The 14697-nt window shown below is 42.5% G+C and carries 11 protein-coding genes; 4 read left to right on the plus strand and 7 right to left on the minus strand.

What is annotated here, in order from left to right; translation table 11 throughout:
- The first annotated feature begins 41 nt into the window (after window positions 1-41).
- Window positions 42-2639: a mechanosensitive ion channel domain-containing protein gene (locus tag AAA942_RS17005; protein WP_338221498.1), complete on the plus strand. Its 2598-nt coding sequence runs from the start codon at window positions 42-44 to the stop codon at window positions 2637-2639.
- Here AAA942_RS17005 and AAA942_RS17010 read toward each other — a convergent pair.
- Entirely contained in the window at window positions 2636-3625 is a 990-nt protein-coding gene (locus tag AAA942_RS17010) for a bile acid:sodium symporter family protein (RefSeq protein WP_338221499.1), read from the minus strand. The genes AAA942_RS17005 and AAA942_RS17010 overlap by 4 nt on opposite strands.
- Window positions 3625-4371 (minus strand): TrmH family RNA methyltransferase, encoded by a 747-nt coding sequence (locus tag AAA942_RS17015; RefSeq protein WP_338221500.1) that lies wholly within the window; start codon window positions 4369-4371, stop codon window positions 3625-3627. Before AAA942_RS17015 ends, AAA942_RS17010 begins: the two co-directional genes overlap by 1 nt.
- 20 nt (window positions 4372-4391) lie before the next feature.
- Here AAA942_RS17015 and tamL point away from each other — a divergent pair, with 20 nt between their 5' ends.
- From tamL to AAA942_RS17030, 3 genes are read left to right on the plus strand one after another with little or no spacing between them, the layout of a single operon-like run.
- Window positions 4392-6809 carry a translocation and assembly module lipoprotein TamL gene (tamL, locus tag AAA942_RS17020; RefSeq protein WP_338221501.1) on the plus strand — a complete coding sequence of 806 codons (2418 nt, stop codon included), beginning with the start codon at window positions 4392-4394 and terminating at the stop codon, window positions 6807-6809.
- Window positions 6810-6814: 5 nt separating this feature from the next.
- Window positions 6815-7723 carry an oxygen-dependent coproporphyrinogen oxidase gene (gene hemF, locus AAA942_RS17025; protein ID WP_338221502.1) on the plus strand — a complete coding sequence of 303 codons (909 nt, stop codon included), beginning with the start codon at window positions 6815-6817 and terminating at the stop codon, window positions 7721-7723.
- Window positions 7720-8295: a phosphatase PAP2 family protein gene (locus AAA942_RS17030; protein WP_338221503.1), complete on the plus strand. Its 576-nt coding sequence runs from the start codon at window positions 7720-7722 to the stop codon at window positions 8293-8295. Before hemF ends, AAA942_RS17030 begins: the two co-directional genes overlap by 4 nt.
- 15 nt (window positions 8296-8310) lie before the next feature.
- On the opposite strand, the gene AAA942_RS17035 is transcribed toward AAA942_RS17030, so the two are convergent.
- The 5 genes from AAA942_RS17035 to AAA942_RS17055 all read right to left on the minus strand — a co-directional run bounded on the left by AAA942_RS17035 (window position 8311) and on the right by AAA942_RS17055 (window position 14687).
- Window positions 8311-9117: a hypothetical protein gene (locus AAA942_RS17035; protein ID WP_338221504.1), complete on the minus strand. Its 807-nt coding sequence runs from the start codon at window positions 9115-9117 to the stop codon at window positions 8311-8313.
- Between the two features lie 13 nt (window positions 9118-9130).
- The gene (locus AAA942_RS17040) at window positions 9131-10096 is read right to left on the minus strand and encodes a transporter (protein WP_338221505.1); all 966 of its coding nucleotides are present in this window, start codon (window positions 10094-10096) and stop codon (window positions 9131-9133) included.
- A 9-nt stretch (window positions 10097-10105) separates the two neighbouring features.
- A complete protein-coding gene (locus tag AAA942_RS17045; protein ID WP_338221506.1) occupies window positions 10106-11704 on the minus strand; it encodes an arylsulfatase in 1599 nt (532 codons plus the stop codon).
- Between the two features lie 165 nt (window positions 11705-11869).
- Window positions 11870-12256 (minus strand): hypothetical protein, encoded by a 387-nt coding sequence (locus AAA942_RS17050; RefSeq protein ID WP_338221507.1) that lies wholly within the window; start codon window positions 12254-12256, stop codon window positions 11870-11872.
- 28 nt (window positions 12257-12284) lie between these two features.
- Window positions 12285-14687, minus strand: coding sequence for an arylsulfatase (locus AAA942_RS17055; protein ID WP_338221508.1), 2403 nt, complete (start codon window positions 14685-14687; stop codon window positions 12285-12287).
- Between the last annotated feature and the right edge of the window lie 10 nt (window positions 14688-14697).

Raw genomic sequence — 14697 nt, forward strand, 5'->3', positions numbered from 1 at the left:
CCCTCTTTTATTTAGTTTAATGATCATTTGAATCCTCAATAATGAGAAAAAAAATCTCTAAAACAGCCCTGTTTTCAGGAAAGTCTCTGACATCCATTTTTGTCTTTCTCATTTATTCCTTCCCTGCATTTTCTCAAAATCCTGATTCGATACCAGCAAATGATTCCTTGAAAATCCAAGAGCTCTCTTCAGAGAATCAACCCTCATTTACTCGAATTTTCCCATCAGATTCCTCTTTGGTCAATTTGCAAAAAACACAAGAGATTGATCTGATGAAGATCATGGAGGTAGAATTGAATAAAGCTTATACCAAAAATCTGGAGAAATACCAAAGCCGCAAAAATTACCTTACTCAAAACCTTCTGATTGCTGATTTCAGAAATGAAATCAATACACTGAAAAGAATCTTGGCCAATCACCCCGATTTTGACCTCATTTCTGATGAACTTCTTGAAATTCAAAATCTTCTTCCAAAAATTTTAATCGGGATTAATGACAATTTTTCAACGGTCAAATCAGAAAGAAACCTAGCCGTGTCCTCGGCCATCTTACGAGAAATCACCCAAAAAACTGAGGCCAGAAAGGAGGAGGTAGATTCTTACGCGAAAGAAATGAGACTTTCTCATTACAGAATCGACTCCATTTCCGCCCAACCAGAACTTTTCAAACTACCCTTGGATACTTTGGAGGCAGTTCAATACACAAAAGATGTAACTGAAATATCCATCCAAACACGCCCAGTAGAAGATTCCTTACTTTCCAGAAAAAAACAAGTAGACGAGATCCAAACTTCATTAAACGAATTGATTTATCAACTCAATTCTCTCATTGATGGAATTGAAATATCCAGAAGTGACCTGAATTCCAAGATCTTTGAGTCCGAAGTTCCTTCTGATCCTCAAGACCGATACTATACTCAATCCCTGAAAGAATCTATAGAAGCTTCGATAATCAAGGAAAAATACGCCTTAAGGTACTATGTAAATATTTATCAAGGCAGAGTCTTATTCACAGTAGTGATTTTCTTTATTGTTTGGCTTTTTATCAATCGGCTTAAAAATAAACCGAGTGAAAGTCTAAGTCATGACCCTATTGATGAAAACAACCTAATCTTAAAGAGTCCAATCCAATCGGCCTTGGTCATTACCTTGGGGATTTTCCAATTCTTTTTCATCAACCCTCCTTTTATCTTTTATTGGACAGTTTGGTTGATTTCTAGCATTGCTCTCTCTCTAATCTTTAAAGGGTATTTGAAAGCCTTCTGGCGCTTTTTCTGGGTTTGTACTGTGATATTTTTCCTTTTGGCAGGCTTGGCAAATATGATTTTACTCCCTACAATTCAAGAACACTACTTGATGTATGGAATAGCATCCATCGGTGTAATCTTTCTGATCTACATGGTTTTCAATAAAAAATCTGAAGACCTCAAAGAAAAAAGGATCATGTATTTCATTTGGCTTTTGGGTATTCTTGAATTTATCTCCATGGTCTTAAACTTCATGGGAAGATTCAATTTAGCCAAGTCTTTTATGGTCTCCGGATATATGGGGATAGTCTTGGGGATTCTTCTTCTTTGGACTGTCCGATTAATCAACCAAGGTTTAAATATTGCCAATAAAGTCTATGCTACTCCAGAGAAAGACATGTTCTTCATCAACTTTGATAAAATAGGGACTAGAGCACCTGGGATATTTTATTTCTTCTTGATCCTTGGCTGGGCCTTATTGATTGGTAAGAATTTTTACGCCTTCACCCAAATTTCACAGAATATCAATGAGTTTCTCACTGAGGAAAGAGTAATTGGTTCTTATGCTTTCTCAATTAATGGGGTCTTTGTTTTTTTGGTCATCTTGTTTATTTCTGTACTGATTTCGAGGCTACTGTCTTTATTTTCTGCAGATCCGGATTCTATCAATTCTGATGATCAGCGAAAGAGAATCAGTTTTGGAAGCTGGCTGCTATTAGTCCAAATCTTTGTCATTTGCCTCGGATTATTTTTAGCGTTTGCAGCTTCCGGAATTCCTTTGGATAAAATCACCATCATACTCGGCGCTTTATCGGTGGGGATTGGTTTGGGTCTGCAGGGCTTGGTAAACAACTTGGTCAGTGGATTGATCTTAGCCTTTGAAAACACAGTAAAGGTTGGAGATTTGATTGAAATTGACGGTAAACCAGGAACAATGAAGTCCATTGGATTCCGAAGTAGCGTGGTCAATATGTTTGAAGGATCCATGGTAGTAATTCCAAACGGCGATTTGATCAGCAAGCAATTGATCAATTGGACTACAGGCAAAGGAAGAAAGCTCAGCTTGATCGTTGGAATTTCCTACGAATCAGACCTTCAAAAAGCTGTCGCCCTTGTCAAAGGAATTGTCTCTGAAGATACCAGAATCAGAAATTTCCCTGTCCCGAGAGTAGTTCCTGTCGAATTTTCGGACAGCAGTATTGAAATCGAAGTGGTATTCTGGTTGAATAATTATTTTGATTATCCTTTTGTCAAAGGAGATCTGGTGAGTAAAATCAATGAACTCTTCAAACTAAACGGCATCAAAATTCCATTCCCGCAGCGGGATTTACACCTCATTTCCCCTCAAGGAAATTTGGAAATTCCAAAGAAGAAGGATCAAGAGGGAACTTAATTTGGTTTTCTTCCAAAGTATCCTGCCAGCATGCTTCCAAAAATGAGCTGTTGAATATGATAAAGCATTACAGGTAGCAGGACCAATCCCAATACTGCGGGATTGGGGAAAATCACTTTTCCAATCACTACCCCATGAACCAGGGATTTTTTGGATCCGCAAAAAAGTGTGGTAACCCGATCCTTAAAGGAGAATCCCAGAGTTCGGCTTAATACTTCTAAAATCGCCATCACAAGGATAAAAATCCCCAGCATGGTCATTGCGACTAAGACTAAGGAAGATATTTCATAGGATGAAAAAATATGTTGAGCAAAAGATTCTGCAAATGAAGTAAATACGATGATCATAATTACGGATTGATCTACGTATTTCAATTTGAGCAAAACTCCCTTCAACTTAGGGAAAAGCCAACCATGACTCAGAATCCCTAAGCAAACCGGCAAAATTACTTTTAAGGAAAGCTCGCCCAAAGTAGACCAAAAATCCAACTCCCCCTCCACTCCTCCTGCCATAACTCCCATCCATGCCGGGGTGAAAATCACACCCAAAAGACTGGATATGCTGGCATTGAATATCGCAGCAGGTAGATTACCCCCGGCAATAGATACCATGACCACGGATGCACTGACCGTCGAAGGAAGAACCGAGAGGTAAATTATTCCCAATTTGAAATCCTCATCAATCCAAGGAATAAACTTCATCAAAGCCCAAACCAAAACAGGGAAAAGCAAGAATGTGGCCGACTGGATAAGCAGATGAAGTTTCCAATTGCTAAGGCCAGCCTTAAGTTGTTCTGGATTTAGCTTGACTCCATAGAAAAAGAAAAGCAAAGCGATTCCCACATTGATGATGGGTTTCCAAGGAATAACTGCTTGCTCAGAACCTATTTCCGGAAACCAGGATGCGAGTGCTATAGAAAAAAATATTCCCAACAAAAACCCGTTGATCCCAACTTTGGAGAGCGTTTGGAAGAGCTTGAGCCTCATCACTGCGAAAGACGTTTGAAATTATCGCAGATAATGGCCGTAGCAATAGCCACATTGAGAGATTCGGCCTGTCCAAAGCCCGGGATGGTCACTTTCTCTGTCACCCATGTGCCGGATTCTTGAGAAATGCCATTGGATTCATTTCCCATCAGTATCACCCCAGGCTGGACATTTTGAAGAGAATGGATGTTTTTGCCATCCAAAAACGCCCCATATACAGGGAGCTTCCAGCGATTGAAGACTTTTGCCAAATCTTCGTAAAAAAACTCCACTCGGGTGAAGGATCCCATCGTAGCTTGGATGACTTTTGGATTATAAAACTCGGCTGTATGAAGAGAAAAAACCAGGCGCTTGATGCCATACCAGTCAGCAATTCGGATTATGGTCCCCAAGTTTCCCGGATCTCTTATTTCATCCAAAGCCAAAATCCACTCACCCGGAGAGGGGTTGAATGCTTGATTAACCTTCATTTTAACCAATGCAAGAGCAGAATCGTTGGATTGAAACTGACCTATTTGCTCAAGTTGGTTTTGAGTGACTATCTCCACAGATCCTGAAGAAGACTTTAGAAGAGTAAAATGCTTCTGCTCAAAGGACTCAGTGATGAAGAGCTTTTCAATCAAAAAATCCGAATCCAACACCTCCAAAACACTCTTTTCACCTTCCACAAAGAACATCCCGGATTCGGTACGGTATTTTTTTTGATGTAAGGATTTTATAAACTTAACCGTATTTTTGCTTAGCATCCTTTCCGATTATTCCCAATTTGAAATCCTCCAAATATATACTTTTTATTACTCTGCTTGGAATCTGTTTCGGTTGTTCACTGACCAGAAACTTAGAGGAAAATCAATATGTAGTTTATGAAAACAAGCTCCAAGGCGTAGAAAATTCAGATCAAGAAGCCTTGTCTGGCCTTCTGGACCAAGAGCCAAACACTCGATTTCTTGGGACCTCCTTGGGTGTAAACATTTATCGTTTCGGGGAGAAGTTTTATGATAGTCTGGAAATCGCAGATAATCTGGAAGCGCTCAAAAAAGAGAAAGCAGAAATTGAGCTGGCCGAAGAAGAAAGCCCCAAAGATAGGAAACTGGAAAAAAGAGAAGAAAAGCTAAGCTCTAAAATCGAGAGCTTAACCAAAAAACTGGAATACGGAAATGCACTCATGCGGACCGGAAATCCGGTGGTACTACTGGACAGTAATTTGACAGATAAATCATCCAAAAACCTCGAAGCCTATTTGGTCAATCACGGCTTCTTCGACGCCAAAGTAGATTACGGAGTGGAAGTAAAAAATCAAAAAGCGACTGTGACCTATGAGATCGTGGAGAAAGAACCTTATCGTATCGACTCTCTTCAGTATAGACCTTCCAGCGAAAATGTAGAAGCCATACTCAAGGCAAATCGGGATAAAACTCATCTGAAAAAAGGAAATATCTACGTACAGGACGATATCATCCGAGAACGAAACCGAATAGAAGAGGTCCTGAAAAACAACGGGTTTTTCATGTTTTCCAAGTCCTATATCAATTACATTGTTTACAAGGACACTGCAAAAAAGATCGTCAATGTAGAACGGATTATTCTTGACCCAACCTTTGCTGAAAAACACCACGCCTACACCCTTGACTCGATCACCTTCCGAATCAATGCTCCAAGTAACGATTTTACTGACCGGAGAGTCCTGCGAAGTTTCAACAATATAGATTTTTCTTTTTATCTAGACCGATACTCTGAAAAGGTCCTTGCTTCTAGGATTTTACTTCAGGAAGGCACCACCTACAGCCGAACCAATGCAATAGAAACCCAAAGGTTGTTGAGCAATTTGGACCTTTTCCGGTTTGTCAACATTACTTTTGATACGTTAGGCACTAGACTGAGGGCTGATATTATCACCCAACCCAATCAAAAATACCAATTGACCAATCAGGCGGGATTAACCATTACCGAACAGCTTCCAGGGCCGTTTTTCAGCACTGCTTTGAGAAATAGAAATTTTTTCCGAGCCGGGGAAATATTGGAGTTTAATTTCCGGGCTGGGCTAGAAGGAGTGGCTTCGGCTACAGGGCAAGGTGTATATCAAAGCAGTGAAGTGAATGCTGGATTTGCCGTGATTTTTCCCCGGTTTTTGATTCCATTTGCTCCACAAGCACTTCAGAAGTTTGGAAAATACAACCCCAATACCCGAGCTCAGTTTGGTTATAATTACACCAATCGCCCTGAATACACGCGGAACTCTATCAATGGAAAGCTCTCCTACAATTGGCAGACTCGGGATAGCAGACAAATATTCACCTTCAATCTTGCGGATATCAGCTACGTCCGTACTCCACGAATTCAGGATGAATTTTCAGATATTTTGCTGGAACTTCAAGAGCAGGGCAATAATTTGATTTGGTCTTTTCTCCCCTCCTTTGTCAGTAGTATTTCTGGACAGACCATCATCAATTTCAACAAATACGGGAATTTCAATACCAATAAAGCATCCCTCCTCAAGCTGTTTTTTGAAAGCGGTGGAACTTCCATCAACTTTTTTGAAACGCCAAGCAATGACGAGCCGGGAATTGAATTTGCCAATTTCCAATGGCTCAAGACCCAGATTGATTTTCGGAGGTACTACCCGGTAGATAAAAAGCAGACCTTTGCCTATCGATTTAATTTTGGCTGGGCAAGGCCCTACGGGGTCAGTGCAGGAATCCTTCCTTATGAAAAATATTTCTTTGCAGGAGGGGGTACCAGTATACGGGCATGGCAAGCGAGACGACTTGGCCCGGGGAGTTCGGTACCACAGACCGGTGAGGGAGGCGAATATGACTACACCAATGAGCAACCTGCCGAGATGATCTTGGAGTCCATGCTGGAATATCGAAGAAATCTTTTTGGCTATTTTGACATGGCCTTGTTTATCGATGCCGGCAATAGCTGGATGATCGGAGTGGATCCGGCAAGACCCGGAGCAGATTTTCGTTGGGATAGATTTTACAAGGAAATCGCCGTTGGAGCGGGAATCGGCCTTAGAATGGACTTCGACTTTCTGGTCATCCGACTGGATTTGGCTACCAAAGCGGTGGATCCATCCAAGCCAGAAGGGGAAAGATGGGTCTTTGACAATATTTCCTTCAAGAGCCCCTTTGGGCGAAGAGGGCAGACTGTATTTAATTTTGGCATAGGGTATCCTTTCTAATCATCATGAGAAAATCTAAAGAACAAATAGCGGATATATACCGAGGCATACAGGACCACATCTGCAAGGAGCTAACTCTTGCGGACGGAAAGGGAGAATTTAGGGAGGATGCTTGGGAAAGACCCGAAGGAGGAGGCGGAAGAACACGGATTTTTGAAGGCGGAAAAATCATCGAAAAAGGAGGTGTTGCTTTCTCTGCCGTCTATGGACCCACTCCTGAGAAAATCCTGCAAAAACTTGGGCTGGAAAAGGCTGAATTCTTTGCCACAGGTGTATCCATTGTTTTGCATCCCTTCAGTCCCATGGTGCCGATCATTCATATGAATATCAGGTATTTCGAGATGGAAAATGGAGTGCATTGGTTTGGTGGAGGAATTGATTTGACTCCCCATTACATCAATCCGGAGGATGCTAACTATTTCCATCAGGAAGTAAAAAAAGTCTGTGATCAGTTCGATATGAACTATTATCCCAAATTCAAGAAATGGGCAGATGATTACTTTTTTCTGAAGCACCGAAATGAAACCCGGGGAATCGGAGGGATTTTCTATGATCGGTTGAGTGCCAAATCTGATGAGGAGTTTCAGAGTCACTTAGATTTTTCTTTATCCATCGGAAGGCTTTTCCCGGAGGTCTATGGATATTTCATGAAGAAAAATCACTCCTTACCATTTGGAGACCAAGAAAAAGCATGGCAAAACCTCAGAAGGGGTCGATATGTAGAATTCAACTTGGTTTGGGATGCAGGGACAAAATTCGGGCTCGACACCAACGGTCGTACGGAAAGTATCCTAATGAGTATGCCTCCACAAGCCGAATGGGAATACATGCATCAGCCTGCTCCGGGCAGTCCCGAAGCTTTTACCCTGGAGCATCTGAAAAAAGACCTCGATTGGTTAACTTATGAGCTATGATAGAACTTTTTAAACAATGGGATGAGGAGTTTTTCCTCTGGCTAAACTCCTTTCACGCAGACTGGCTGGATCCAATTATGTTTCAAATGACCGAAACAGTCACCTGGATTCCCCTTTATGCTTTTTTGGCTTACAAAATTTACATAGCAGACCCCAAAGCAAGTTGGTGGGTATTTGGTGGAGTGATGTTGACTATTTTGGCAGCGGATCAATTTACCTCGGGTTTTTTGAAGCCCTTAATGGAGAGACTTCGCCCCTGCCATGACCCTAGGTGGGAAGGAATTATGCATAATTATGGTAGATGCGGAGGTTTGTATGGATTTGTCTCTTCCCATGCTGCAAACACCTTTGGATTGGCCACCTTCCTCAATCTGAAAATGAAAGGGAAAATCAAGCATCTGGGCTGGCTGTATCTCTATGCGGTGGTCGTTAGCTATACCCGAATTTACCTTGGAGTCCACTACCCTTTTGATATTCTTCTAGGCGCTAGCATCGGGGCTATTATAGGGTTTATTTCTTGGTTTTTTATAGTGTTTGTCAAACGGGAAATCATCAAATCAGCTTTGAAATAATAAGCTCGGAGAAGCTTATTTCCCGCTTGGTGGGAACATGGCATTGAGCTGAAACCGAAGGGTAAAATCTCCCTGATTCGGGCCTGAAAGCATCACTTCTGGAGCAATGAAAACACTTAGGTTTTTGGCGAAAGCTTTTCCAAAGGCCACCGAAATCGGAATATTGTAAGTTTTATTCGTCCAATTGAAATTCATGATCGGGTTAAATTGAACAAACTTACCTCCACCAAGAATCTTGTTGAAAATGGGCTGAAATAGCATAAAGCTTTGATTTGGGCGATTTTCATTTCCCCCAGAAGTGAAGTATTGCTGCGCCAATGCTCCCCATTGCAATCCTTTTGTTCGCGTATTTAGGGCAACCATAGCCGGTCCAACTCCCCATTTTTGCCCACTGATTTGGGAAGGGTTCATAGTAGGAATAATGAATCCAGGACCCACACCCAGCAAGCCCCATTTTTGCTTGAAAACCACTGCATCCAATAGCACCAAATCTCCCAGACCAGTTCCATTGGATTGAGGAGATTCCGGAAAAGTCTGGCCAATTAAGGGTAGTTCAAGTCGGTAAATGGTATAAACTTTCTCTGGATTTTTACTTTTGATAAAAGGCAATCCAATCGTGGCCGTAGGCTGGATAATCCTGGAGGTCAAATTGATCTGACGGGCCCCATCACCCTTCCATGTAAAATTGGGTTGCACCTGCAGTTTGGTGACGAAGGCCAGTGGGTTTGTTGCATTGGCAGCTGCATCTCCATTGTCTTGAGCTTTAGCGGGACGACTAAAGGACAAGATCAAGCCAATAAATAGGATGGACAAAAATTTCATAACATGGCTAGATTTAGGCTCCTTTTTTCAGATTGACATAGGTGAAAATCAAGCTCATTCTGAGCATATTTCCCTTCAATTCATTTTGGCTTAATAAGACTCCCCCATAATCCACCTCAAAACCAAGCGGGGGAAGGAGTTGATAGCCAAAGCCAACTCCTCCACCTAAAGCAGTGACGGAATTTTCATCCTTCACCCCATCTGCAGAAGTTTGTCCTCCGGTCTGAAACCTCAGATTGAGCAAACCCCAGAATTTGGGATTAAAATTATGAGAGAGGTGGTTTTCAAGAATCAGCATGGGCTTTTGTTCAATTCTGCTAGTCGAGGAACCCCTTGCAGGATCTGTATTGGCTGAGAAAATTTGAAGTGAAGGGGCTATCTCCAGCCAGGTAGCTTTGGCCCTGATTTTATTTAATGGGATCGCCATGGGAAGTCCCAATTGAAAAGTTCCCCTATTAGTCCCAAGATTAAATAGCTTTTCAGAAGTGTAGGTCCCTGAATACCAAAACCTCAATTCCCCAAAAAGGGAGAATTTCATATCACTGGTCACAAAGGTCTGAACATCCAGAGCGGGTGCACCAAGAAGGCCAAGTTTGAAGGCAAAAAAACCATCTGAAGTTCCAGAAGCTGAAAGTTCATTGACTGGAATAGGCCCGATCGGAGGTCCTATAGTTGCTCTAGCGGTAGAGGATCCGGGAGGAACCATGAAGAAAACTTGCGCAAATCTACCTTTGACCGAAAAAGTATGAAAAAGGGTAATCGGAAAAATATCCGCAGTAATTTTTGCACCGGGAACTAACACGCTCCCCGAAGGGATCAAATTTCCTGACATTCCTAACCACTTCACATTGATTCCGGTCACTCCTTTTGGAGAAAGCAGATAAGACCGTGGTCCATCGCCTTGGGCAAAAAGGGCATTTGTTCCCCCCATCAGGCAAAATGTGAGAAACAGGAATGTTTTTAAATATCTAACTTTCATGAAGAAGATTTATTGACCCAACCCCACATCCTTTGGAGGGAACTTTCGGAAGCTCGCTGCATGATATTTGGCCTCTGCTGCCAAGACCGCTGTCCATGGACTCAGGGCATGTCCCATTACTCTGGATTCTTTTGGATCTAGGTATAGATTGAATAACCAAGGAGCCAAGCCGGTTTTGGTGACTGTAGATTGATCAATCATCAAGTGCGGGTCTTGAGATTCAGTTACCTGAAAATACATTTTGTATTCATGGAGGCGGATAGAAACCAATTGGGTTTCCACCCAAGTATGAATCCGGTCTCTTTTCGATTGCCCATCATCGGCCAAGAGGAATGAGGTCTGATTAATCCCGTCGATGGGGCGGTCGGTAGGAATTAGATCTAAAGCTCCAGCGATATAAGCCGAGGTATTGTATAAATCCATAAGGTCAAAAAGCTCAGCGCTTTCCCTTCCAGGTCCAATCATTCCTTTCCAATAGGCAACACCTGGAACTCTGGTACCTCCTTCCCAAGCCGAACCCTTGGTGCCTCGAAAGGGAGTAAATCCCGAATCCGGCCAAGCATCCATCTGGGGACCATTGTCTGAAGTGATGAAAATAAAGGTGTTTTCAAGCAGCCCTTGCTTTTCTAATTCTGCGACGATTTCTCCTATAATGGCATCGACTTCTACAATACCATCTTTGTAGGGGTATTTGCTTGCACTCTTGCCTTCAAATTCCTTGGAGGCCCATACATCAGTGTGAACTTTCATGAACGAATGCTCCAAGAAAAAGGGCTTACCTGATTGAGCAAATTCTTTGATTTTTTTGAGAGAAAATTCTTTGAGAACTTGGTCCGCCTGTGCCATATCCTGAGTCCCAGTGGTTTCCTTGACCAGCTCCTCTTTCCCTCCTTTTTTGCCATAGACCAAATCTTTGGAAGCTCCCATTTGCTGGTACGCGTTCAATTTGAAAGGATCCAGAACCAAATCCGGGTAGCGTCTCTTGTCAAATGATTGGGAAATTTCCTTCTCAGCAGCATAGTATCCATAATATTCATCAAATCCGACTTCAAAAGGTCGCATGCCCTCTAACTCACCAATGTGCCATTTGCCAGTCAACACGGTGGAATAGCCCGCTTGGCTAAGAATCGCAGGAAGACTCATTTCATCAGTCCAAGGATTTTTGGTCAGCTTATCTCCTGCTAAAATCGGACGAGTCAAGCCCGTACGCGCGGGAATTCTCCCGGTAAGAATTGCTGATCTGGTTGGGGTACAGGTGGGTTGGGAATAGGTAGAAGTTAGCTTGAGTCCCTCTTTTGCCAATCGATCCATATGTGGAGTAGCTGCTCCTATGCTGGCTCCCCCTCCATTGAAACCCGGATCACCATAGCCCATGTCATCAATCAAAAACCAAAGGATATTGGGCTTCTTACCGGTCTTCTTTCGCAAAGCTGCTAGTTTATCAGCCGCGATTAGATCTTGTTTGGGTCTGGGAATTTCAGCTTGCCAGTTTTCTTTTCCCTCTATTGGCTTTGCCATGCTGAGCGGTGTCTCCTGAGCAAAAGTGGAGAACGAGATCATTCCAAAAACCAGAAGGAATACTAAACGTGATTTTTTCTTGGTATACATATGCAGTGAATTAGTCTAGGGATACTTTAACTTTTTTAATCTTCCCATTGAAAGCAATGGGGGCTTTTTCATGGTATTTTAAGGAAACTAGTGAGCCAAAATTTTCCCTGATATTGAAGGGAAGTGTTAAAAGCAATCAGCTTTTTGAAACAGTTCAATTTTTTCTCACAAAACCAGCTTTGCTGCTTTTATTTTAAGTCGAAGGCCTCTGGTTTTCTTTCGGTAGGTTTTTCGGGTATCCTCTATTTTGGAATCAATACCAAAAAGACCTTCCACATCTTTATCTCGCTTATCAAAAATCCGATCCACTTCTTTATCTCGATCAGCCTTGGGAAGATTTTTCTTCTCCAAGTCAAGCAGACTATTCGCAGTGGAATTATTTATCGATTTGTATTCCTTTTTCTGCTTGTCATCCAGCACCATGCCTTCTGTATCGTTCAAATCTTTTAGCAGAGACTTTTTATTGATGATTTGAGCTTGAGCTTCCACAGTTCCGAGACTGTACAAAAAGATGGAAAGAATGGAAACAAGAATAAATTTTGAAGTTTTCATTGGTCAGATCGTTTAATCCAAATGGATTTTAATTCAAGGATACTTTTACAGATTGAATCTTCCCATTGAACGCAAAGGGAGCTTTTTCATGGTATTTTAAGGAAACCGGTGAACCCAAATCAACTCCCACATCGAAAGTTTCTGTCGCGCTGAATGCTGCTGGAACTGTTTGTTTTACATTACATACAGCGACTTCCTTCCCATTCAAAGAAATAGTGACTGTAGCAGGGGCTCCGGGTCTTTCCAATTCGGTCTTTAATTTAATCTGATGCTTACCTGCTGGGATTTTATCGGTAGTGACCGAGTAATTTTCAATCAAAAACATATTGTACTCGTAAGTCAGCTTGCCATTTTCCATAAAAACAGTCAATCCACCTCCTGAGCCTCCCAGGGCATACAAGACTCCGTTGGAATTGGCTGGTACCTCCAGATCTATCACCACAGTATTATTGGCTTTACCTAAACCTGGAGCCGAGAATTCAGGCATTCTTCTGGTACTCTGAGTAAAAGTCCATTCACGGTATGGAGACTTAATCACATCTTCCGGATGCAGACGCAGCCAGTTTCCGGCACCTATTGGAAGGTCTTTATTCTTTTTAGCTTCTTCCATGAATAAGGCTTTCAACTCAGCCAGCTTTTCGGGTTCCTGTGCAGCCAAATCATTCATCTGGCTGAAATCTTCTGCAATGTGATACAGTTCCCAAACATCATTCTTGGGATCCCAGGTCTTCAATCCTGGACCTCCACCAGGAACCCAAGGAAGAAAAGGTCCAAAGGTGCAAGCATACCATCCATCTTTGTAAATTCCTCTGCTCCCATTGTTGTCAAAGAATTGAACCTTTGGAGCTGGTGTAGCTTGCGGGTCATCGAAGGTATATTTCATGCTAATTCCATCCATAGGCATTTGGGCAAAACCATTGACTACTTTCGGCGGGGTAATCCCAAGAATATCGTAAAGGGTGGGTACGATATCATTCACATGGTGAAACTGTGATCTTGGCTTAGAGTCAGGTTTGATGTTATTGGGCCAGCTGATGACCATAGGATTTCGAGTTCCTCCAAAATGAGAGGCAACCAATTTGGTGTACTTGAATGGAGTGTTTCCTGCCCAAGCCCAACTTCCATGGTACATATTTTCTGTGATTCTTCCTCCCAGTGCATCTAAGCCGCCAATTTTCTCCAAGGCCGCCAATTGCTGCTCCACGGTATTGGGAATGAGGTTTTGGGCTAGCAATTCACTGATACTACCATTTTGCCCTTCTGCACTGCTCCCATTGTCTCCCCAGATGTAGATGAAGATCGTGTTGTCTTTTTCTCCCATCTCCTCGATGGCATCATAGACTCGTCCAACTTGGACATCTGCATGCTCTACAAATCCGGCAAAAACCTCCATCAGTCTTCTTTGAAAAGGACGTTCCGACTCAGGAATACTTTCCCAAGAAGGTTGAGTTTCAGATCGGGGAGTTAGTTGCGCATTGGCAGGGATCAAGCCTAATTCCTTTTGACGCTGGAAAACCCGCTCTCGATAGGCATCCCATCCATCATCGAATTTTCCTTTGTATTTATCTGCCCATTCCTTCCAAATATGATGTGGACCATGACCTGCACCAGGTGCGAAATAGAGCAGAAAAGGTTGATCATCGGCAAAAGCTTTTTGATTTTCCAGCCATTGAATGGCGTGATCAGCCAAATCCGTGCTTAGATGATAATCCTCAGTCCGAGGGGCAGAAACAGGTGTGAAATCATTGATCAATGCAGGTTCCCATTGGCTGGTCTCCCCACCCAAAAATCCATAGAAATGCTGGAATCCATAATTCACAGGCCAATAGTCAAACGGTCCTGCAGCTGAGGTTTGGTTAGCTGGAGTATTGTGCCATTTTCCCAAAGCAGCGGTTTTGTATCCGTAGTTTTTAAGCACTTCAGCTACAGTTGCTGCCTCTTTGGGAATAATTCCGGTATAGCCATCCCAATCCACGGCCCGTTCTGCTATTGTCCCACTTCCTACACGGGTATGATTTCGTCCGGTAAGTAAAGATGCCCGAGTTGGAGAACAGATTGCTGTGGTATGAAACTGATTATAAGCAATTCCATTAGCAAGCACTTTGCTTAAGGTCGGAGTATTGACCTCGCCCCCGAAGGTGGAAGAAACCCCAAATCCCACATCGTCCATTAATACGATAACTATATTCGGGGCATCCGCTGGCAATCGTCTGGGGTATTCCCTTCGTTTGTGCTCACTTTCGTATATGGTTTCTCCATAAGTACTTGCAGATGGTGGTTCCGGAAAAGGAAGAATGGAGCCATCTGTCGCATTTTTTGAATTTTCTGAATTAGATTCATTTGATTGGGAACAGGCACCCAAAATCAAAAAAAAGAGTAGGGAGAAAATTGAAGGAAAAAAAAGAGTTTTCCCTTTAGACTTTTTTATCATAAACAGAAGA

The sequence above is a fragment of the Algoriphagus sp. oki45 genome, assembly GCF_036245605.1.
Lineage (GTDB): Bacteria > Bacteroidota > Bacteroidia > Cytophagales > Cyclobacteriaceae > Algoriphagus.